Source organism: Stenotrophomonas sp. BR163 (assembly GCF_047520985.2).
Classification (GTDB): Bacteria; Pseudomonadota; Gammaproteobacteria; order Xanthomonadales; family Xanthomonadaceae; genus Stenotrophomonas; species Stenotrophomonas sepilia.
The window spans coordinates 41,333-63,142 of record NZ_JAXBRE020000022.1 but is presented as its reverse complement, the minus strand read 5'-3'; the positions used below and the strand labels follow the sequence as shown (position 1 = coordinate 63,142).

Below are 21,810 nucleotides of genomic sequence, written 5' to 3'. Positions count from 1 at the left end.
GGGTTCGCGGGGGTGTCCGCGGCATGGATGCCGCGGCTAAGCTCCCAAGGACGGGTTCACGGCGTCCCCCGCGACCCCACCCCGCCCGGCCAAGCGCGGCTTTTGCTTTACTCGGCCAAGCAGCCAGCCACGAGGGGCTGTGCCGTTGGCTGAAAACTCAGTAACGCTTGATCCCCGGCACCGTGCAACCTTCAATCTGCGCGTGCGCCGACACCGCATTCTCCTTCTCGCCCCGCGCCAGCCGCGACTGCTCGATCGTCGCCCAGTGCCGGCGGCACAGCGGCCCGGTCTTCGAGCCCAGATCCACGGCCTTGCGTGCGAACGTCTCCGCCTGTGCCCACTGCCCCTGCAGCAGCGCCAGTTCGGCACGCTCCTGCAGCACCGCCGGGTCACCAGCCACGATCTCCAGCGCATGGTCCAGGCTGCTGGCGGCACCGGCGAGGTCGTTGGCCTGGCGCTGCGCCTGTGCGGCCAGCCTCAGGTCTTCCACCTGCGAATCACGCAGCGGCTGCACCGACAATTCCTTGTCGTCCGGACCCGCTGCAGCATCCACGGCCGCCAGGCGCTGCGCCGGCGTGGTGGTGTCGACCGGTTTGACTACCGGCGGCGCGCTGCTCACGCAGGCGGCCAGGGCCAGACTTAGGCCGGTCAGGGCCAGGGGCTGCAGCAGGGTTCGCATGTTCATCGGCATCATCGGCTCGGGGGAGGAGTGGTGGCGGCAGGTTCGGCGGGTGCTTCCGGCTTGCGGTCCAGGCCGAACCAGCTGCGCCAGCCACCGCCCTCGCCTTCAGCCTCGCCCTGCCCCTCGGGCGACGCGGCCGGCGCGCACGGCGCATAGGCAGGCGCATAGCCCACCACGAACGGGAAACGACGCGCGCCGGGGCAGCCTTCATCGGTGCTGTTGAGACCGGTGGGAGCCACCGGCTGCCAATCCAGGCCCTTGTTGCTGACCCGCAATGGCGCACTCGGCAGGCGCTGGAAGATGCCCGACCAGACCCGCATCGCGCCAGTGGCGCCATACAGGCCGGCCTGCTGGTTCTGATCGTTGCCGATCCAGATCACCGCCAGGTGATCGCCGGTGTAGCCGGCATACCAGCTGTCACGGCCATCGTTGGTGGTGCCGGTCTTGCCGGCTGGCTGCAGACGGCCGAGGCCATCAGCATTGAGCCGCTGCGCGGTACCACTGGCGACGACCTGCTGCAGGCCGACACTGATCAGGTTGGCGGCAATCGAATCGCCTTCCTGTGCCGGTGCCGGGGTCTTGTCGTAGCGCTTGAGCAGCTTGCCCTGCGGATCGAGCACGCCGCGCACGGCGTGCAGCGGCTGGATCTCACCCCCGGACGCGAGGAACTGGTACAGCTGCGCCATCGCATACGGGCTCTGGTCGGTCGAGCCGAGGATCACCGCCGGATTGGCCTCGGCCTTGATGCCGGCCAGCACATGGATCAGCTGGGTCACGCGCTCGGGGCCGACCTGCATGCCCAAGCGCACCGTCGCCTGGTTGTACGAATGCGCCAGCGCATCGATCAGGCGCACCGTGCCGTGGCTGCGGTTGTCGGCGTTGCCGGGGCTCCAGTTGCGGCCGCGGCCGAGCTGCACCGTCACCGGCGAATCATCGACCCAGCTGGCCAGCGAATAGCGGTCCGGCTGCGCCAGGGCCAGCAGATACACGAACGGCTTGAGCAGCGAACCGACCGGGCGCTGCGCCTCGATCGCACGATTGAAGCCGACCTCGGACACCTCACGGCTGCCGATCACCGCCAGTACGTCGCCGTTGTGCACGTCGGTCAGCACCATGCCGGCCTGCAGTTCAGGGCGACGCTGGCTTTCCAGCGACTTGATGGTGCGGGTCACCGCGCCTTCGGCATAGGCCTGCGCGGACGGCGACATGCCGGTCATCACGCTCAGGCCCGCGCCCTGCAGCGCAGATTCCGGATAGTCATGCGCAAGCTGCCGGCGGACCAGGTCGACATAGGCGGGGAAGCGGTTGGCTGCCACCAGACCCGGTGCCTTGGGCACACCCAACGGAGCCTTCAGCGCGCGCCGGTACTCGGCATCGTCGATCAGCGTGGCCTCGTGCAGCTTGCCCAGCACGAAGTTGCGGCGATCCAGCGCACGTTCCGGGTTGCGCCGCGGGTCGTAGAAGGACGGCCCCTTGACCAGGCCGATCAGCAGGGCGATCTGCTCGGTCTCCAGCGACTGCAGGTCACGCCCGAACCAGAATTCGGCGCCGGAGGACATGCCATGGATCGCCTGGCTGCCGCGCTGGCCCAGGTACACCTGGTTGAGATACGCCTCGAAAATCGTGCGCTTGTCGTAGCGCGCTTCCATGATCAGCGCGTACAGCACCTCATTGAACTTGCGGGTGAGCGTCTGCTCCTTGCCGATGCCAAGCAGGCCGCTGCGGGCCAGCTGCTGGGTGAGCGTCGAGGCGCCCTGGCGGCTCTGGCCACCGGAACGGATCGTCACCCACACCGCGCGCGCGATGCCGGACAGGTCGATGCCGTGATGGCGGTTGAAGTCCTTGTCTTCCACTGCCTGCAGGCCGGTCACCAGCAGGTCCGGCGCCTCGTCCATGCGGATCAGGCGGCGTTCTTCCTGCTTCTGGCCGTACAGCGTGGCGATGCGCGCCGGATCCAGCCGCGCGGCCTTCAGTGCCTTGCGGCTGTCGGCGTCGCGCAGCGAGGCCACGCCGCCATCGGCCAGCGACAGCTCCACCCGGCGCGGCGCCACCCGGCCATCGACGTCGTTGTAGCCGCGGCTGGAGATCACAAAGCGACCGCCGTTCACCGCATAGGTGGCCGGCTCCTTGCCCTGGCCGTCATCACGATAGGCCGAGGCGGCCAGTTCGGTCTTCAGCGTGGACGCATCCATCGCCTTGCCGGGGGTGAGCACCAGCGGGCGCGCATACACGCGCGTCGGGATCTGCCAGCGCAGCTCGCCGAAACGCTGGGTCACCTGCTGGTTCAGGTACAGCGTATAGGGAATGAGGAAACCCAATCCCAATGCGACCGCAGCCATGCTCCAGGTGATCAGCCGGCGCCGCCACAGCGGACCGCTGTCCTGCGGGTCGTCGTCGAAATCGTCGATGTCGTCGGAATCGTAGCGTCGGGGCACGGGAGAAACATGGCAGGGGCGTCAGCGGAGTCTACCCCAGCCCATTTCCGCAAGGCAGGTTCACCAGACCGCCTGTTCAGCGATTTACCGGAGGCAATGGCCCGGCCTTGCCTCGAAGTCCATCCCACAAACCTTTCAGCATGAACCGCAACCGAATCCAGCGAGGGGCGAGGAACAGACCGTTGCCTGCCAGCTTCAGCAACAGGCGCGGCACATCCTGGGCAATCCACACCCGTGGCGTATAGGCACGTCCATAGAGCAGAACGCGATTGCGCATGATGAAGTAAAGACGGAAGGGCTTGTGCACGATCACGCCATCCGGCTTCGTACGTGATGGCAGCAGCTCCTCGCCGATGCTATGGGTCATCTGCGCATCGCAGATGCCATACAGAGAATAACCCTGGCGCTTGGCCCTGAAACACCAGTCCATGTCCAGGTTGTCAATGAACAGGTCTTCGTCCATTGCACCAATATCCTGCAATGCCGACATCGGCACCAGCGAACCGGACGTGATGAGGAAATCGCAGGAGATGCGCTGGCCCGCCCCCCCTCGCAACTTGTGGTTGAACGGGAAGCCAAAGCGAACGAACGGGGAAAGCATGCCACTGCGCGAATCGCGGAACTGCGGCCCGACAGCGGCCACGCGCTCTGCGCGGGTGAGTTCGATCAGTGCAGTCCCCAGGATATCCACCATCTTTGGCGCCAACACACTATCCTGATCCATCAGCAGCACATAAGCGAAGCCGAGCGCCTGCGCCCGCTCATAGGCCCGGTTCAAGGCACTCCCGAGGCCAACGTTGTGCGCCGAGGCAACCACGCTGATCCCCCCCCTTCCGGCCAGCAGTTCGTCGACATCAACGCCAGTGCTGCCATTGTCGAACACCACCAGATGCCCCACCTGCTGCAGCACACTGTCAACCACCCGCCGCAACAGGGCCGGCTCGGGCCCATAGGTGACGATGACAGCGCAGACAAGGGAGGCATCGAATGCGGGCCCCGGACCTGGCCCTTGCGGAATCACTGGATTCATGACGTCATGTCGCTGGCTGCGGAACGCAGGCTGTGTGAAAAACGATGAAAACGACCAAAGGCCATCTCCCGCCAAGCCTGCAGCAATAGCATTGACAGCAAGACTGACAACTCACTGCACCGCTTGAGCGTGACGCAGCGGCTGGACTATACCCGACCAGTGCGACCTGCACGAATCCTGTCGATATCAGCGTGTTGGCAGCTCACCACCGGCGCGGCGCAGGCGATCTTCAAACGCCGGCAGTTCGGCCAGATCCGGCTGCAGCAACCGCGCCTGTTCGGCGGCATGCGCGGCGAAGGCCAGGTCACCGTTACCGAGCCGCTCGCTGCCAATCGCCAGCCAGCGCTGGGCCAACCGCAGCCGCGCCGAGGGCAGTCCGGCTGCGGTCGGTGACAGGGTCTGCCAGGCCTGCAGGCAGGCGCCTGCCGCCTGCACGCGGTTCTGCCGCAGATTGTCGTCGAAGCAGCGTCGGCTGGCGGGCAGCAAGCGTGCGGCGGCTGCCTTCACCCGCGCATCGCGGGGAGCCAGCGACTGGGCTTCGCGCAACGCGTCGAACGCGCTGTGCCCGGGTGGGCTGATCCACTGCCCCGCGCGCTCGGCACGTTCGATCTTCCGCAGGTGGTCGCGCAGCTGGCGTTCGCGCTGCGCCGTGCTGACCGCGGGCTGCTGCAGAGCCCGCTGCGCCTGCTGCGCGCGCTGCAGGCGCTGCGCCAGTTGTTGCCGGACGGCCTGCGAAGCCCCCAGCTCCGCCGCCAGGGCCGCATCACGTTGCGCCGCATCGAACTGGAAGTCGTCGGCGGACTTCTGGCTGCGTGCAACCACTGCCTGCAGGGTCTGCTCACGCCCGCGCTGCGCATTGGAATCATCGGCGGCCACCACCAGCACCGCCTGGAAACCCTTGGCCGCAGCTTCCAGCTGCTGCCGTCGCAACGCACGCTGCGCTTGCCGCAGGCGCCGGTCGGCCGCGCGCGCGAGGGTCTCCTCGCTCGCCGGCATATCGGTATGACCGGCATCAAACTGACGGGCACGACGCAGGAGCGCGGCCGCCTCGGCCAACTCCCCTCGCTCCGCCAGCGTGCGTGCCTGCAGCAGCAGGTCGCTCAGCGCATCTTCGCGCCCTTCCAGCGCCGGCAGGTTGTCCGGCTGCAGGGCCAGGATGCGCTGGAACAAGGGCAACGCACTGCTGTCGCCGTCATCCAGGCGTCCGGCCGCGAACGCGTTACGCGCCTGCGCCAACAACGCGCCAATACCGGCTCCGGCGCTGCGTCGCGCCTGCAACTGGCGGGCGACCGCATCGGCGTCGCCCTGCGGCACCTGCAGCTCACGGGCCAGTGCCAGGGCCTGCGCGCTGCCGTCCAGGTCATCCGCCTGCAGTCGATCGCGCGCCTGTTGCAGCGCTGCCGCGCCGGTATTGGCCAGGCCCTGGCGCGCCTGCGGGCGATCACCGTCCAGCGCCAGCGCCGCCTGGTAGCGCTCGCGCGCACCACTGCCATCGGCATCGCTCAGGCGCCCAGCCGCCAATGCACGATCCCCCTCGGCCAGCAGCTGTTCGATCTGCGGCTCATCCCAGAACCAGTCTGCCAACGGCTTGCGCAGCAGGACCAGCAGCACGAACACGGCCAGCGCTGCGAGCAGCGCCCAGCGCCAGATCCGGCGCGCATGGCGCGCCTGCAGCCACCACCAACGCCCCTCGCGACGGACACGGTCCAGCGCAGGATGTTCAGCGCCATGCGGGCGATGCGGGGGCTCGCGTTCCATGCGTGCAGGGTAGCCGGGGCAGCGTGAAGCTCAGCCGAGGCGACGGGCCTCGCTCACGCCCGGCAGCGCATCGAGCTTGCCCAGCAGCGTCGACAACTGCCCGTAGTCACTGACCTTCAGGCGCAGCCGCAGATGGGCACGGCCACTGTTGCGCACGTTGTCACTGTGGATGTCGAGCACGTAGGCGTCTTCCTGGGCGATCAGGTTGGTGATGTCCTTCAGCAGCCAGCGGCGATCGACCGCATCGACCACGACGTCCACCTCGTAGCCGCCCCCAGCCTGGCCCCACTCCACCGGCAGGATGCGCTGCGGGCTGCTGGCCGCCAGCCGGGCCAGCGCGGCGCAGTCTGCACGATGCACGGTGACACCCCGGCTACGGGTCAGGTAGCCGACGATCGGCTCGCCGGCCACCGGCTGGCAGCAGCGTGCCAGCTGCACCAGCAGGTTGCCCACGCCCTGCACGGTGAACTTGGACTTGCCCAGGTTCTCGCGGCGCGCGGTCGGCCGCGGCAGGGCCGGTGCGGGTGCGGGCTGGCTGGCGGCACGCTCCGCCTCCAGCAGCGCACGGCTGACCTGGTTCGGGCCGGTATCGCCCAGCGCCACCTGGATGTACAGGTCATCGACGCTGTCGGCATGGAACTTCTTCGCCGCCACAGCCAGGTCCGCGTGCTGCAGGCCCAGCCGCTTCAGCTCGCGCTCGAGCAGCTCGCGACCGGCCTGCACGTTGCGCGCGCGGTCCAGCTTGTGGAACCAGCTGCGCACCTTCTCGCGCGAGCGGTTGCTGGCCAGGAAGCCGTTGGCCGGCATCAGCCAGTCGCGGCGCGGATCGGCCTCCTTGCCGGTCAGGATCTCGACGCGGTCGCCGCTGCGCAGGCGGTAGGTCAGCGGCACGATGCGGCCGTTGACCTTGGCGCCGCGGCAGCGGTGCCCTACCATGGTATGCACCTGGTAGGCGAAATCGAGCGGCGTAGCGCCCTGCGGCAGGTCCAGCACCTCGTCCTTCGGGCTCAGCGCATAGACCCGGTCCTCGGTCAGCTCGGCATCAAGCGCCCCGGCCAGTTCATTGCCCTGCCCGTCCTGCGCCTGTTCCAGCAACTGGCGCATCCAGGTGATCTTGCGGTCGAAGGACTTCTCCGCGCCCTTGCCACCTTCCTTGTACTTCCAGTGCGCGGCCACGCCCAGCTCGGCCTGCGAGTGCATTTCATGGGTGCGGATCTGCACTTCGATGGTGCGACCTTCCGGGCCGACCACGGCGGTATGCAGCGAGCGATAGTCGTTGGCCTTCGGGCGTGCGATGTAATCATCGAACTCGCTCGGTACCGGTGCCCACAGCGCGTGCACCACGCCCAACGCGGCATAACAGGCGGCAACGTCGTCGACCATCACGCGCACCGCACGGATGTCATACAACTGGTCGAAGGCCAGCCGCTTCTTCTGCATCTTCCGCCAGATGCTGTAGATGTGCTTCGGGCGGCCGCTGACTTCGGCCTTGATGCCCTGGGCGACCAGCTCGCGCGACAGCACCTTCTTGACGCTCTCGACGTAACGCTCGCGGGCGATGCGGGTTTCGTCCACCTCGCGGGCGATGCGGCGGTAGGTTTCCGGTTCCAGGTGGCGGAACGCCAGGTCCTCCAGCTCCCACTTCAGCTGCCAGATGCCCAGCCGGTTGGCCAGGGGCGCGTGGATGTCGCGGGTCAGCTGGGCCAGCGCGCGCCGCTGCTCCTCGTCCAGCTTGTCGGCCGCACGCATCCTCGCGAGCTGGCGCGCCAGCAGGATCGGCACCACGCGCAGGTCGCGGATGATCGCCAGCAGCAGCCGGCGCAGGCCCTCACTGTTGCGCCCCGCCTCACGGCCGGCATGCAGCGCCCACACCGGATCGGCCGCATCCTGGCCATCCAGCAGGCCGGTCACCGCCGCCTTGTGGTTGCCCAGCGGCAGCTGGTCCAGGCTGGCGCGCAGGCCCGGCAGGTCGAACAGCAATGCGGCCACCACCGCGCCTTCGTCGGCCGAGAGCATCGCCAGCGCATCGAGGGTATCGCCCAGCACCGACCAGCTGGCACGCATCTGGTGGTCGCAATCCGGCGCTTCCCAATGCTCACGCAGGGCCTGGCGCAGCGGAGCAGGCAGCACCGCTGCCGAGGGACGGTTCAACAAGGCATCCAGGCCGGGGACGGAAGCGCGGTTCACAGCATCGAGCAGGCAAGACAGAGGCCCCTACACTAGCGCCGGCGCCGTTCAGGGACAATCACTGCACCTACCATCACCCGGCATGAAGACATGCCGCTACACTCGCCCACACACCCAGGAGAGACCCGCCATGCCTTCGATTGCCCCGCGCGTCCGTCCACGGCTGCTGGCCTGTGCCGCCGTGCTGCTGTCCCTGTCCGCGCCTGCGCTGGCCCAGCGCGTGGTGGAGGGCGACCTGCAGCAGCAGATGTCGCCCTCCGAGTTCAAGGCCGCCGGGCTGGACAAGCTCAGTGCCGGTGAACTGGCCACGCTCAACCGCTGGCTGCAGGGCAAGGTCGAGGCGGCCACCAACCAGGCCGTCGCCGCAGCGCGCGAAGAAGGCCGCCAGGAAGTGATCAAGAAGAACCGCGGCTTCCTGGACTTCGGCAGCAGCGAACCGATCGAAAGCAACCTGCAGGGTGAATTCCGTGGATTCGGCCAGGGCCGCCGCTACGTGCTGCAGAACGGCCAGGAGTGGGAGCAGATAGACGCCACGCACTATTCCGGTGGCCGCAAGGACGCCCCGCGCGTCAGCATGCGCCCAGGGGTGATGGGCGCCTGGTATATGAAGGTGGACGGGGTAAACGTGCAGCCGAAGGTTCGCCGCACCAAGTAACGTCCGGGCATTCCGGCTGTGCCGGCTCCCTGCCCGGCCGGCCCCGGTCGCCCGAGGGGGCAACCGGGGGCGCGCTCAGGCCTGGCGCAATGCAGCCGCGCGCTGCGCCAGCTTCTTCGCCGAGATACCGGTGCGTGCACCCAGCTCCTGCGCGAACAGCGATACCCGCAGTTCTTCCAGATCCCAGCGCAGCGCCTGCCATTGCGGGCGATCACGCAGGCCCTGCTGCTCGCCCGCCGCCAGTGCTTCCAGGAACGGATGCAGTTCCAGCATGCGCGCCTGGTCGCGCGGCGGATCACGCTTGGCACGTTCGGTGCGCAGGATCATCGCCTTCAGGTAACGCGGGTACTGCGCCAGCGCGTCGGCCGGCGTGTCGCGCAGGAAGCCGGGGTGGATCAGCCCGGCCAGCTGCGCTTCCATGTCGTCCAGGTTGCCGCGCGCCCAGCCCATCAACGGCGCTTCCAGCATCGGCTTCAGCTCCGCCACCAGCGCCAGGATGGATTCGGCCAGCTTCAGCCGCGACATCGCCTCGCCAAACAGGGCCTTGGCGGCGTGTTCGCGACGCTGCTCGAAGGCCGCCGCATCACGGATGTTTTCCAGGCCCTCGGCCAGCACCGCGTTCATCGCTGCATCGACCAGGTCACCACGCAGGCGCTCCTGCGATTCGATCGCGGCATACAACAGGCCGGTCTTGGCACCGACCGGCAACTGCTTGCGTGCCTGCTTCACCTTGTCGGCCAGGGCGATCTCCAGCAGGCGGCGCACGCCCAGCGGATGGGCGTCCTGCGCCTGCTGGCGATCGGCGAAGATGCGCAGCGCCACGCTGTCGCCCTCGTCCAGCAGCGCCGGATAGGCCGGCACGCCGGCTTCACCGGGTACCTGCAGCGGAATCGGCGTGGCCGGGAACGTGCGCAGGCCGTCAGCCGCCATCTCGCGCCCGGCACGCGCGGCGAAGGCATCGCCAGCACGGCCACCGAATTTCGCGCGCAGCGCTTCCAGATCACGCGAGGTGGCCAGCACCTTGCCCTGTTCGTCGCGCAGCCGCAGGTTCATGTGCAGGTGTGGCTCGATCGAACCCGGCTCGAAATCCAGTGCGGTCACCGTCGCGCCGGTCGCACGTGACAGGAAACGCGCCAGCTCGCCGGTGATGGCATCGGCGCTGGGCTGCGGGAAGGCCTCGTAGAACGCGCGACCGAAGTCCGGCGCCGGCACGTAGTTGCGGCGCATCGCCTTGGGCAGGCTGCGGATCAGTGCCGAGGCCTTGTCGGCGACAAAGCCCGGCGCCAGCCAGCCCAGCTGCACCGGGTCCAACGCGTTGAGCAGGTGCAGTGGCACGTCCAGGGTGACGCCATCGTCGTCGGCCCCCGGTTCGAAGCGGTAGTGCAGCGGCAAGCGCGCCTGGCCCAGCGCCAGGTACTTCGGATAGCGCTCCTGTTCGCTGCCCTCACCGGGCAACAGGTCTGCCAACGACCAGTGCAGCGCCTTGCGCTGTTCCGGCGCCAGCCCTTTCCACCAGCTATCCAGTCCCGCCGCCGAGTGGATCTGCGGCGGCACCCGGTCCAGGTACCAGCGTGCCTGCCAGTCTTCGTCGGCAACGATGCCGGCGCGGCGCAGCTTGGCTTCTTCCTCGCGCGCGACCTCCAGCACTTTCTGGTTGTCGGCGACGAAACTGGCGCGGGTATTGATCTCGCCGGTCACCAGTGCCTGGCGCACGAAGATGTCATGCGCCTCGCCCGGCGCGATGCGGCCGTAATGGACCGGTTTCTTCGGTGCCAGCACCAGGCCGAACAGGCTGATCTGCTCGGACGCCAGCACCTGGCCCTGCGCGCGCGACCAGTGCGGGTCGAAGTGCTTGCGCAGCAGCAGGTGCGGCAGTTCGGCGATCACCCAGTCCGGCTCGATCGCGGCCAGGGTCATGCCCCATACCTTCTGCGTATCCAGCAGGTTGGCCACCAGCAGCCACGGCGGTGGCCGCTTGGCCAGCGCCGAACCGGGGAACGGCAGGAAGCGGCGCTGGCGTGGTGCCTGGAAATCGCCCTTCTCGGTGCGGTGGCCGATCTGCGTCGGCAGGCCCGCCACCAGTGCCCGGTGCAGGGTCTGGTAGGCAGCAGCGCGTACACGTTCGCTGAAGCCGCCGCCGACGGGCGCCTGTTCCTTCTGCGCGCGCGCGGCCGCCGGTGCCGGTGCGGCCTCGGCCTTGCCTTCGCGGGCCAGGCGCGCGGCACGATGCAACTGGCCGCGGGTGGCCTTTACTGCGGCCGCGTCATCACGCGCCGGTGCCGGCGCACTGCTGCCGGCCAGCAACGGTGCCATCGACGCCTCGCTGGCCTCTTCCTTCCAGCCCAGTTCCTCGCACAGCAGCCGCAGCTGGCGATGCAGCTCGCGCCACTCGCGCATGCGCAGGAAGCCGAGGAAATGACGGCCACACCAGTCGCGCAGCTTGGACTGGGTCAGGTCTTCGTGGGCCTGCCGGTAGGCATCCCACAGGCGCAGCACGCCGACGAACTCGGAGCGGCCATCGGCGAACTGCGCATGCGCGCTGTCGGCCGCACCGCGCGCTTCCGGCGGGCGTTCGCGCGGGTCCTGGATGCCCAGGAACGAGGCAATCACCAGCATCGGCCGCAGGCAGCCGGCGGCCTGCGCGGCGACCAGCATGCGCGCCAGCTTCACGTCCACCGGCAGGCGCGCCATCTGCTTGCCGATGGTGGTCATGCGCCGCTCGGCATCGATCGCGCCCAGCTCGGTCAGCTGCTGCCAGCCATCGGCCACCGCGCGCTCGTCCGGTGCCTCCAGGAACGGGAACTCCTCGATGCGGCCCAGGCCCAACTGCAGCATGCGCAGGATCACGCCGGCCAGGCTGGAGCGGCGGATTTCCGGATCGGTGAACTCCGGCCGCGCCTGGAAATCCGCCTCGGCGTACAGGCGGTAGCAGATGCCTTCGGCGATACGGCCGCAGCGACCCTTGCGCTGGTTGGCGCTGGCCTGCGAGATCGGCTCGATGTGCAGGCGATCCAGCTTGTTGCGCGGGCTGTAGCGCTTGACGCGGGCGAAGCCCGGATCGACCACGTAGCGGATGCGTGGCACCGTCAAAGAGGTCTCGGCCACGTTGGTGGCCAGCACGATGCGCCGGTTCGGCCCGGGGTTGAACACCCGGTCCTGGTCCTGGTTGGACAGGCGCGCGTACAGCGGCAGCACCTCGGTATTGCGGTACTTGCGCCGTTCCAGCGACTGGTGCGCATCGCGGATCTCGCGCTCGCCCGGCAGGAAGATCAGCACGTCGCCGCGTGCGTCCAGGCGGGTGATCTCGTCGATGGCCGACACGATGGCGTCATTGACGGTGCGCTCGCCCTGGTCTTCGCCCTCGCCTTCCAGCGCCCGGTAGCGCACTTCCACCGGGTAGGTACGGCCTTCGACGCTGATCACCGGCGCATTGTCGAAATGCTGGGCGAAGCGTTCGGTGTCGATGGTGGCCGAAGTGACGATCAGCTTCAGGTCCGGGCGCTTGCGCAGCAGCTGCTTCAGGTAGCCCAGCAGGAAGTCGATGTTGAGGCTGCGTTCGTGTGCCTCGTCGACGATGATCGTGTCGTAGTTCGACAACCAGCGGTCGCTGGCGATCTCCGCCAGCAGGATGCCGTCGGTCATGAACTTGATGCGGCTGTCGTCGCTGACCTTGTCATTGAAGCGTACCTGGTAGCCCACCAGCTGGCCCAGTTCGCTCTGCAGTTCCTGCGCCACGCGGCTGGCCACCGCACGTGCGGCGATCCGTCGCGGCTGGGTGCAGCCGATCATGCCGGCCTGGCCACGGCCTGCGGCCAGGCACAGTTTCGGCAGCTGGGTGGTCTTGCCCGAACCGGTTTCACCGGCGATCACCACCACCTGGTGGTCGCGGATCAGTTTGATGATCGCGTCGGCTTCACGCGCAATCGGCAGCTGCGGGTCCAGAGTAATGGACGGCTGCTGTTGCGCCCGCACCTGCCGGCGCTGCACCGACGCCTGCAAGGCCTGCTCGAAAGTAGCGGCCAGTGCCGCATCCTGCGGCTTGGCCTGGCAACGCGAGAGCATTCCCAGCAAACGGCCCCGGTCGCGGCTCATGGCGCCGTCGATGGCGGCGCGCTGTTGGCGCAGGCGGGGCGATGGATTTTTATCGATAGAGTTCATCAATCGGTTCGTTCAAAACTTTGAAAGCGACCAGTCATCACGACCGGTTTATTGTGAAGGCCAACGATTCCACAAGGAGGAACCCCATGGCGAAGACCAAGAGCACGACCAAGGCCAAGACCGGCAAGCAGAAGCTTGCAGCGGCGGCACCGTCGGCGCCGAACATCGATATCGGGATCACCCAGGGCGACCGCAAGAAGATCGCCGACGGTCTGTCGCGCTTCCAGGCCGACGCGTTCACGCTCTACCTGAAGACGCACAACTTCCACTGGAACGTGACCGGGTCGATGTTCAACTCGCTGCACACCATGTTCGAGACGCAGTACACCGAGCAGTGGGCGGCACTGGACGACGTGGCCGAGCGCATCCGCGCGCTGGGCTTCAATGCCCCGGGCTCCTACCGGGAATTCGCTGCGCTGACCTCGATCGCCGAGGAACCGGGCCTGACCGACAGTGCGGACTGGCGTGAAATGGTACGCCAGTTGGTGGTCGCCAACGAAGCGGTATGCCGTACGGCGCGTGAAGTCCTGGACGTGGCGGCCAAAGGGGACGACGCCCCGACCGAGGATCTGATGACCCAGCGCCTGCAGACCCACGAGAAGTACGCCTGGATGCTGCGTTCCCTGCTGCAGTAAGGGTTGGGGGGGCGGCAGGGCTGCGCCCTGCACCCGCAGAGGCAACTGCAACGTCAACGTCAACGTCAAAAGCGGGCTATCCGTGGGTTGGCGGGGCGGGTCCAGTTGCGGGGGACGCCGTGAATACGTCCATGTAGGCTCGGTCGCCGCATCCATGCGGCTCACGCCCCCGCAACCGGACCCACCCCGCCTTCGACAGTTTTCCGCGATCTGCCAGCAAAGCCATTGGGGTCAGATCCGTTTTCCGCAGGAGAACGGATCTGACCCCATCTTGTTTGTCGATATCTGACTGTTTTCATCCACGCATGGCGTGGATGGACCCTCCGTGACCGGGAAACCGTCGAAGGCGGGGCGGTGTGGGCTTGCAGGACCGTTGGCGCCATGGATGGCGCCATCGAGCCCCCAGGGGTGAGGGCGCTTTGCTTGCGAAGCACTGCTTCGCAAGCGCCCGAACGCACAGCCGCCAGCGGCTGGGCCGGTCTGGGGATTTACGGCGTGTCCTGCAAGCCCACACCGCCCCGCCCAACCAGCAGACACCCCAGAGCCGGCTGTTGCCTTTGACGTTGCTCTGGCTTGAAGGCTTCTGCAGGTGCAGGGCGCAGCCCTGCCGACTCCCCCGCCGGGGTAAACTAGCGCGATGGCTTCCCGTCCCGCGCACGACCTGCTTCAACGCGTCTTTGGTTACGACGATTTCCGTGGTCCGCAGCAGGACATCGTGGAGCATGTGGCTGCCGGTCACGACGCCCTGGTGCTGATGCCCACCGGCGGCGGCAAATCGCTGTGCTACCAGGTCCCGGCCCTGCTGCGTGACGGTTGCGGCATCGTCATCTCGCCGCTGATCGCACTGATGCAGGACCAGGTCGAAGCCCTGCGCCAGCTCGGCGTGCGCGCCGAGTACCTGAATTCAACCCTGGATGCCGAGACCGCCGGCCGCGTCGAGCGCGAGCTGCTCGCCGGCGAACTGGACATGCTGTATGTCGCCCCTGAGCGGCTGCTGACCGGGCGTTTCCTGTCGCTGCTGTCGCGCAGCCAGATCGCCCTGTTCGCCATCGACGAAGCACACTGCGTGTCGCAGTGGGGCCATGACTTCCGCCCCGAATATCGCCAGTTGACCGTGCTGCACGAGCGTTGGCCGCAGATCCCGCGGATCGCGCTGACCGCCACCGCTGATCCGCCGACCCAGCGCGAGATCGCCGAGCGCCTCGATCTGCAGGAAGCGCGCCATTTTGTCAGTTCCTTCGACCGCCCCAACATCCGCTACACCGTGGTGCAGAAGGACAACGCCCGCAAGCAGCTGACCGACTTCCTGCGCGGCCACCGTGGCGAGGCCGGCATCGTCTACTGCATGTCGCGGCGCAAGGTCGAGGAGACCGCTGAATTCCTCTGCGGCCAGGGCTTCAACGCTCTGCCTTACCACGCCGGCCTGCCGCCGGAAGTGCGCGCCAGCAATCAGCGCCGCTTCCTGCGCGAGGACGGCATCGTGATGTGTGCCACCATCGCCTTCGGCATGGGCATCGACAAGCCGGACGTGCGCTTCGTCGCGCATACCGACCTGCCCAAGTCGATGGAGGGCTACTACCAGGAAACCGGACGCGCAGGCCGCGATGGCGAAGCCGCCGAGGCCTGGCTGTGCTACGGCCTGGGTGATGTGGTACTGCTCAAGCAGATGATCGAGCAGTCCGAGGCGGGCGAAGAGCGCAAGCAGCTGGAGCGGGCCAAGCTCGACCATCTGCTGGGCTACTGCGAATCGATGCAGTGCCGCCGCCAGGTGCTGCTGGCCGGCTTCGGCGAGACCTACCCCCAGCCGTGCGGCAACTGCGACAACTGCCTGACGCCACCGGCCTCGTGGGACGCGACCATACCGGCACAGAAGGCGCTGAGCTGCGTCTACCGCAGCGGCCAGCGCTTCGGTGTCGGCCACCTGATCGACATCCTGCGCGGCAGCGAGAACGAGAAGGTGAGGCAGCAGGGCCACGACAAGCTGAGCACTTATGCCATCGGCCGCGACCTCGATGCACGCACCTGGCGCAGCGTGTTCCGCCAGCTGGTCGCGGCCAGCCTGCTGGAAGTGGACAGCGAGGGTCACGGTGGCCTGCGCCTGACCGATGCCAGCCGCGACGTGTTGACCGGCCGCCGCCAGATCAGCATGCGCCGCGACCCGGCCAGCAGCAGCAGCGGACGCGAGCGCAGCGCGCAGCGCACCGGCCTGTCGGTACTGCCGCAGGACCTGGCCCTGTTCAACGCGCTGCGCGGCCTGCGCGCCGAACTGGCCCGGGAACAGAACGTACCGGCGTTCGTGATCTTCCACGACAGCACGCTGCGCAACATCGCCGAGCGGCGCCCGACCAGCCTGGATGAACTGGCCCGGGTCGGCGGCATCGGCGGTACCAAGCTGAGCCGCTATGGCCCGCGCCTGGTCGAGATCGTGCGCGAAGAGGGGTAAGCCGGGCTCGGCTCTACATTGGTGCGGCTCCAACCTTGAACCGGCCATTCAGCCGGAAGTGCATCCGCACCCGCTTGCGGCTAAATTAGCGCCATGTCCCTGGCCTCGACCCTGCTCCGCGTCGTGCTCATGCTCAGCCTGTTGCTCAACGGGCTGAACGCGGCCATGGCCCGTGGTCACGAAGAAATGGGGCGGATGGCCCACGCCGTGGCCGCCGCTGCTGATGGCGGCACCGTCGACTGCCACCACCACGCCGGCATGCAGGCCGACCCGGCCCCGCAGGCCAAGGCCCCGGCCCACGACGCCCACTGCCAGATCAAGGACTGCGTGCGCAGCTGCGCCCAGCACCCGCTGCTGGTGGTGCAGCCGTTGCCGTTCATTGCCGGACCGGCACTGTCGCTGGCCCCGCAGCCGATGCCGGCCACCGGCCGGCCCGCGCCGCCGCTGCCGCCGATCTCACGCCCTCCCATCGGCTGATTCCACACGCACCGTGCGCCCTGCGCACCGCAGCCGGCCGCCTGCCGGCGTCTTTACGTGTCTGGAGTCACCACCATGAATACCCGCATCCCCCGCGGTCCGGGCGCTGTGCCCATGCCGTCGCGCCGCCTGTTCGTGCAGGGCCTGGCCGCCGGTGGCGTGGTTGCCGGCATCGCCGCTGTCGGCGTGCCGCAGCGCGCGCTCGCCGCCGCCACTGCCGCCCCACGCCTGGCCGGCGCCCCCGCCGTGCTCAGCGACACCCGCATCGAACTGGCCATCGGCGAATCGCTGGCCAACTTCACTGGCCGCACCCGTCCGGCGATCACCGTCAATGGATCGCTGCCGGCACCCATCCTGCGCTGGCGCGAAGGCCAGACCGTGGACCTGTTCGTGCGCAACACGCTGGACCGCCACCCGACCTCGATCCATTGGCACGGCATCCTGCTGCCGGCCAACATGGACGGCGTGCCCGGCCTGAGCTTCAATGGCATCGGCCCCGGTGAGACCTACCACTACCACTTCGAACTGAAGCAGTCGGGTACCTACTGGTACCACAGCCACTCGATGTTCCAGGAGCAGGCCGGCCTGTACGGCGCGCTGATCATCGACCCGGCCGAGCCGGCGCCCTACCAGCACGACCGCGAGCACGTGATCCTGCTGTCCGACTGGACCGACATGGACCCCGGCGCGCTGTTCCGGCGCATGAAGAAGCTCGCCGAGCATGACAACTACTACAAGCGCACCCTGCCCGACTTCCTGCGTGACGTGAAGCGCGACGGTTGGTCGGCCGCGTTGTCCGACCGTGGCATGTGGGGGCGGATGCGGATGACGCCCACCGACATCTCCGACATCAATGCGCACACCTACACCTACCTGATGAATGGCACCGCGCCGGCCGGCAACTGGACCGGGCTGTTCCGCAGCGGCGAGAAAGTACTGCTGCGCTTCATCAACGGCGCCTCGATGACCTACTTCGACGTGCGCATTCCCGGCCTGAAGATGACCGTGGTCGCCGCCGACGGCCAGTACATCCATCCGGTCAGCATCGACGAGTTCCGCATCGCGCCGGCCGAAACCTACGACGTGCTGGTGGAACCGACCGGGCAGGACGCGTTCACCATCTTCTGCCAGGACATGGGCCGTACCGGCTTTGCCGCCGGAACGCTGGCAGTCCGCCATGGCCTGCAGGCACCGGTTCCCGCGCGCGACCCACGCCCGTTGCTGACGATGAGCGACATGGGACACGACATGGGTAGTGGTGGCCATGGTGGCCACGACATGGCCGCGATGAAGGGCATGGAAGGCGGCTGCGGCGCCAGCATGGGCCACGGTGCGCACGGCGGTAGCGATACCGCCAGCAGGGCACCGAAGCACCCGGCCAGCGAACGCAACAACCCGCTGGTGGACATGCAGAGCTCGGCCACCGAACCAAAGCTGGACGATCCCGGGATCGGCCTGCGCGACAACGGCCGCCAAGTGTTGACCTACGGCGCGATGCGCAGCCTGTTCGAGGACCCCGATGGCCGCGAGCCGAGCCGCGAGATCGAGCTGCACCTGACCGGCCACATGGAGAAGTTCTCCTGGTCATTCGATGGCATTCCGTTCGCCAGCGCCGAGCCGCTGCGACTGAACTACGGCGAGCGCATGCGCATCGTATTGGTCAACGACACCATGATGCAGCACCCGATCCACCTGCACGGCGTGTGGAGCGATCTGGAGGACGCGCAGGGCAAATTCCAGCTGCGCAAGCACACCATCGACATGCCGCCCGGCACCCGCCGCAGCTACCGCGTGCGCGCCGATGCGCTCGGTCGCTGGGCCTACCACTGCCATCTGCTGTACCACATGGAAGCGGGCATGATGCGCGAAGTGAGGATCGAAGAATGAGCCGCTCACTGCTTTCCCCCAGCCTGCTGGCCCTGGGCCTGGCCGCCGCACTGCCGGTGTTCGCGCAGTCGCATGCTGGCCATGACATGGGCGCGATAGATCCGCCCGCAAAGACCGCCAACGCGCCGGCCGAACTGGTCGATCATTCGAAGATGGATCATTCGAAGATGGACATGGGTGCGGCGGATCACGCCGGCATGGACCACTCCACGATGGACCACTCCACGATGGACCACTCGAAGATGGACCATTCACAGATGGACCACGAGGCGATGGGTCACGGCACGCCCGCACCGATCGAACCGCGCGAGCCGATCCCGGTTCCCACCGATGCCGACCGCGCTGCCGCATTCCCACCGATCGCGCACGATGCGATGGAGCATGCACCGCAGATCAACAGCCTGCTGCTGATCGATCGCCTCGAACACTGGGACGGCAAGAACAGCACCGGCCAGGCCTGGGAGGCCACCGGCTGGATCGGTGGCAACATCAACCGCCTGTGGTTGCGCACCGATGGCGAACGCAGCCGCGGCCGCACGGAATCGTCGTCACTGGAAGCACTGTATGGTCGCAGCGTATCGCCGTGGTGGGACGTGCTGGTCGGCGTGCGCCAGGACTTCCAGCCGGCCGACTCGCGCACCTGGGCGGCCATCGGCATCCAGGGCCTTGCACCGTACAAGTTCGAGAGCTCGGCAACGCTGTACATGGGTTCCGGCGGCCAGGTGCTGGCCAAGGCCGAGGTCGAGTACGACGTGCTGCTGACCAACCGCCTGATCCTGCAGCCGCTGCTGGAAGCCACCATCGCAGCCAAGGATGAACCGGAGTACGGCATTGGTCGCGGACTGAACAAGGTCGAAGCCGGGCTGCGCCTGCGTTATGAGTTCAGCCGCCGTTTCGCGCCGTACATCGGCATCAGCCACGAGCGCACGTTTGGCGACACCGCCGACTACGCCGGTGACCACGCGCGCGACACGCGTTGGGTGGCCGGCGTTCGCATGTGGTTCTGATCAGCGGATTGTGAGCAACCGCCAGCCCCGGCAAACGCCGGGGCCGGCTACACTGCGCCACGTTCCAATGCAGGCTCCGCCATGTCGCTGCAGATCCGCCGCGCCACCCTTGCCGATGTCGACGCGCTGTCGGCCATCGCCATCACCACCTACAACGAAACCTGGGGCGACTCGTATCCGGCGCAGGAGCTGCAGGATTTCCTGCAGGCGCACTACAGCAGCGAACCGCAGCGCGCCGAACTGTCCGACCCGCGCAGCGCGATCTGGCTGCTGATGGACGGCAACAACGTGGTCGGCTACCTGGCTGCCGGTGCCAACACCCTGCCGCATGCCGAGGCCCGCGAGGGCGACATCGAACTGAAGCGCTTCTACATCCTGGCCGACTACCAGAACGGCGGCCACGGCGCGCGCCTGATGGACGCGTTCATGGCTTGGCTGGACCAGCCGCAGCGCCGCACCCTGTGGGTGGGCGTCTGGGAGGAGAACTTCGGCGCGCAGCGCTTCTACGCGCGCTACGGCTGCAGCAAGGTCGGCGAGTACGACTTCATCGTCGGGGATACGCGCGACCGCGAGTTCATCCTGCGCCGGCGGTGACCATGCTGCACATGTAGAGTCGAGCCATGCTCGACTGCTTTGGCAACAGCCAGTCGAGCATGGCTCGACTCTACAAAAGCGAAGCGCCTAGAAGTCGAACAACTCCGACAGGAAGCTGTCCTTCTTCTTTTTCTTGTACCCATGGCCGTACTGCTGGCCCCGGTTGTCCTCGTAGCGCTGGCCCAGGTGGCGGGTATCGCGATGCATCACCGGCGGCGGCGCAGCGGCCGGCTGTGCCTGCACAGGGGCGGGCGGCGGCACCGCAGCACCGGCGCCGGCACGTTCGATGATCTTGTCCAGCTCGCCACGGTCCAGCCACACGCCACGGCAACCGGGGCAGTAATCGATCTCGATGCCATGGCGCTCGGCCATCTGCAGGGTCTGGGTCTTGCACACGGGGCACAGCATGGGCATGGCTCCTGAAGGTCTGGCAACGACTCTACCTGCCCACGGATGACTGTGCGGCAACACATGACCGATGGCACAGGGACTTCCGGCGCGTGCCAGCGTCCCCGGCCGCCTTCCACACTGCACGCTGGTTCCGCAGGGAGTGCGTGCATGACCGTCCTGTCCCGCCTGCCCAACGCGGCGCGCCTGCTGCTGGTGCTCCTCGGCGTCGGCCTGGGCCTCAATCTGCGCGATGTCGCTGCGGCCGCAGGCGCGCCGATTCCCGCCTTGCCCATGCCCTACGGCGGCAGCCTGCTGGACAACGCACTGGCCGTGCTGCTGGCACTGCTACTGGCCGCACTGCTGCGCCCCAATGGGGTAGGCCTGATGGCCAGCCTGGGGCTGCGCGGCAACGGCTGGCGCGGCCCGATGTGGGTGCTGCTGGCCAGCCTGCCCTGCTGGCTGGGCCTGGCGCTGCTGGGCACGCCCAACACCGCACTGCCCCCCCTGGATGCAACGATGCTCGCCGTGCTGTTCCCACTGGCCGAGGAAGTGCTGTTCCGCGGCCTCGGCTTCGTGCTGCTGGTGAAGCTCATGCGTGGCCCGTGGTCCCTGCTTGCGCTGCCGCAGGCGCTGCTGTTCGGTTGGGTGCACTGGCTGGGCTTCGGCGGCTTCGACGGCGGCGGCACTGCCCTGTTCGTCGGCGCGGTCATCGCACTGGGCGGCTTCATCTTCGCTTGGCTCGACCATCTGGACGGCGACACCCTGTGGTGCGGCCTGGTGCTGCATGTATCGATGAACATGGCGTGGAACGCGTTCAGCCTCAACGACGCCGTCGCGCTGGGCTGGCAGGCCACCAGCCTGCGTATCGGCACCGCGCTGCTGGCGCTGGCGGTGCTGGCCTGGCAGGTACGCCGCCGGCAGCAGCATCGGCTGTAACGCCCACTTAGCCTGGCGTGCACGCCGGGATCACCCCCGGCTTGCGCATACTTGCGCGCCTTTTGCTCCCCCTGTTGTCCGGAGTTGCCGCGTCATGTTGCTGTCCAAGCGCTTTGTGGAACCGCGCGTCCTGCTGATCGAGGACGCCGAGGAAACCCAGGAACTCAGCCGCCTCGCCCTGGAAAGCCAGGCCTGCCAGGTCACCGCTGTCAGCAGTGCCGAGGCCGCGCTGGGCCTGCTCAACGCCGGCGAGCCGTTCGACCTGCTGTTCACCGACGTCTGCCTGGGCGGGATCAGCGGCATCGAAACCGCCAACCGCGTGCGCGAGCATCTGCCGCAGCTGCCGATCCTGGTCACCTCCGGCATGGACCAGCATCATGTGCTGCCGCAGCTGCGCGCCGGCATCCACTTCCTGCCCAAGCCGTACAGCATGAGCGAGCTGCTCGATGCCATCCGCCTGTGCTTCCGCCATGCAGCGGATGCCACGTTGATGCCGCCGCCGCAGGCCAGCGCGGCCTGAGGCAATCATTCACGCA

General features: G+C 67.8%; 16 protein-coding genes. 9 read left to right on the top strand and 7 right to left on the bottom strand.

Going from position 1 to position 21,810, the window contains the following annotated elements:
• Nucleotides 1-157: 157 nt before the first annotated feature.
• The 5 genes from ACM0PY_RS16400 to ACM0PY_RS16380 form a co-directional block, all read right to left on the bottom strand.
• Complete coding sequence (locus ACM0PY_RS16400; protein WP_050562713.1) at nucleotides 158-694, bottom strand: hypothetical protein; 537 nt, start codon at nucleotides 692-694, stop codon at nucleotides 158-160.
• Nucleotides 691-3,117 carry a penicillin-binding protein 1B gene (mrcB, locus tag ACM0PY_RS16395; protein ID WP_180884131.1) on the bottom strand — a complete coding sequence of 809 codons (2,427 nt, stop codon included), beginning with the start codon at nucleotides 3,115-3,117 and terminating at the stop codon, nucleotides 691-693. Before mrcB ends, ACM0PY_RS16400 begins: the two co-directional genes overlap by 4 nt.
• Before the next feature lie 76 nt (nucleotides 3,118-3,193).
• Nucleotides 3,194-4,147 (bottom strand): glycosyltransferase family 2 protein, encoded by a 954-nt coding sequence (locus tag ACM0PY_RS16390; protein ID WP_111202043.1) that lies wholly within the window; start codon nucleotides 4,145-4,147, stop codon nucleotides 3,194-3,196.
• 186 nt (nucleotides 4,148-4,333) lie between these two features.
• Entirely contained in the window at nucleotides 4,334-5,905 is a 1,572-nt protein-coding gene (locus tag ACM0PY_RS16385; protein WP_180884130.1) for a hypothetical protein, read from the bottom strand.
• Between the two features lie 30 nt (nucleotides 5,906-5,935).
• Entirely contained in the window at nucleotides 5,936-8,092 is a 2,157-nt protein-coding gene (locus tag ACM0PY_RS16380; protein ID WP_180884128.1) for a RelA/SpoT family protein, read from the bottom strand.
• A 130-nt stretch (nucleotides 8,093-8,222) separates the two neighbouring features.
• Between ACM0PY_RS16380 and ACM0PY_RS16375 the strand changes: the two genes are divergently transcribed.
• A complete protein-coding gene (locus ACM0PY_RS16375; protein WP_134972529.1) occupies nucleotides 8,223-8,747 on the top strand; it encodes a hypothetical protein in 525 nt (174 codons plus the stop codon).
• A gap of 75 nt (nucleotides 8,748-8,822) precedes the next feature.
• Here ACM0PY_RS16375 and hrpA read toward each other — a convergent pair whose 3' ends face one another.
• The gene (gene hrpA, locus ACM0PY_RS16370) at nucleotides 8,823-12,905 is read right to left on the bottom strand and encodes an ATP-dependent RNA helicase HrpA (RefSeq protein WP_180884127.1); all 4,083 of its coding nucleotides are present in this window, start codon (nucleotides 12,903-12,905) and stop codon (nucleotides 8,823-8,825) included.
• Between the two features lie 86 nt (nucleotides 12,906-12,991).
• Between hrpA and ACM0PY_RS16365 the strand changes: the two genes are divergently transcribed.
• The 6 genes from ACM0PY_RS16365 (at nucleotide 12,992) to ACM0PY_RS16340 (ending at nucleotide 19,948) form a co-directional block, all read left to right on the top strand.
• On the top strand, nucleotides 12,992-13,540 hold the full coding sequence (locus ACM0PY_RS16365) for a Dps family protein (RefSeq protein WP_006439098.1): 549 nt from the start codon (nucleotides 12,992-12,994) through the stop codon (nucleotides 13,538-13,540).
• Between the two features lie 637 nt (nucleotides 13,541-14,177).
• Complete coding sequence (gene recQ / locus ACM0PY_RS16360) at nucleotides 14,178-15,983, top strand: DNA helicase RecQ (RefSeq protein ID WP_180884125.1); 1,806 nt, start codon at nucleotides 14,178-14,180, stop codon at nucleotides 15,981-15,983.
• Between the two features lie 93 nt (nucleotides 15,984-16,076).
• Nucleotides 16,077-16,460, top strand: coding sequence for a CopL family metal-binding regulatory protein (locus ACM0PY_RS16355; protein WP_180884124.1), 384 nt, complete (start codon nucleotides 16,077-16,079; stop codon nucleotides 16,458-16,460).
• Between the two features lie 75 nt (nucleotides 16,461-16,535).
• Nucleotides 16,536-18,347, top strand: coding sequence for a copper resistance system multicopper oxidase (locus tag ACM0PY_RS16350; RefSeq protein ID WP_180884122.1), 1,812 nt, complete (start codon nucleotides 16,536-16,538; stop codon nucleotides 18,345-18,347).
• Nucleotides 18,344-19,354 carry a copper resistance protein B gene (locus ACM0PY_RS16345; protein WP_180884121.1) on the top strand — a complete coding sequence of 337 codons (1,011 nt, stop codon included), beginning with the start codon at nucleotides 18,344-18,346 and terminating at the stop codon, nucleotides 19,352-19,354. The genes ACM0PY_RS16350 and ACM0PY_RS16345 overlap by 4 nt, the downstream gene beginning before the upstream one ends.
• Nucleotides 19,355-19,435: 81 nt before the next feature.
• Entirely contained in the window at nucleotides 19,436-19,948 is a 513-nt protein-coding gene (locus tag ACM0PY_RS16340) for a GNAT family N-acetyltransferase (protein ID WP_134972409.1), read from the top strand.
• An 87-nt stretch (nucleotides 19,949-20,035) separates the two neighbouring features.
• On the opposite strand, the gene ACM0PY_RS16335 is transcribed toward ACM0PY_RS16340, so the two are convergent.
• Nucleotides 20,036-20,356 carry a TFIIB-type zinc ribbon-containing protein gene (locus ACM0PY_RS16335; protein WP_061480338.1) on the bottom strand — a complete coding sequence of 107 codons (321 nt, stop codon included), beginning with the start codon at nucleotides 20,354-20,356 and terminating at the stop codon, nucleotides 20,036-20,038.
• A 150-nt stretch (nucleotides 20,357-20,506) separates the two neighbouring features.
• On the opposite strand from ACM0PY_RS16335, the gene ACM0PY_RS16330 reads away from it, so the two are divergent.
• Entirely contained in the window at nucleotides 20,507-21,274 is a 768-nt protein-coding gene (locus ACM0PY_RS16330; RefSeq protein WP_134972408.1) for a CPBP family intramembrane glutamic endopeptidase, read from the top strand.
• A 94-nt stretch (nucleotides 21,275-21,368) separates the two neighbouring features.
• Nucleotides 21,369-21,794: a response regulator gene (locus ACM0PY_RS16325; protein ID WP_061480336.1), complete on the top strand. Its 426-nt coding sequence runs from the start codon at nucleotides 21,369-21,371 to the stop codon at nucleotides 21,792-21,794.
• Nucleotides 21,795-21,810 lie beyond the last annotated feature (16 nt).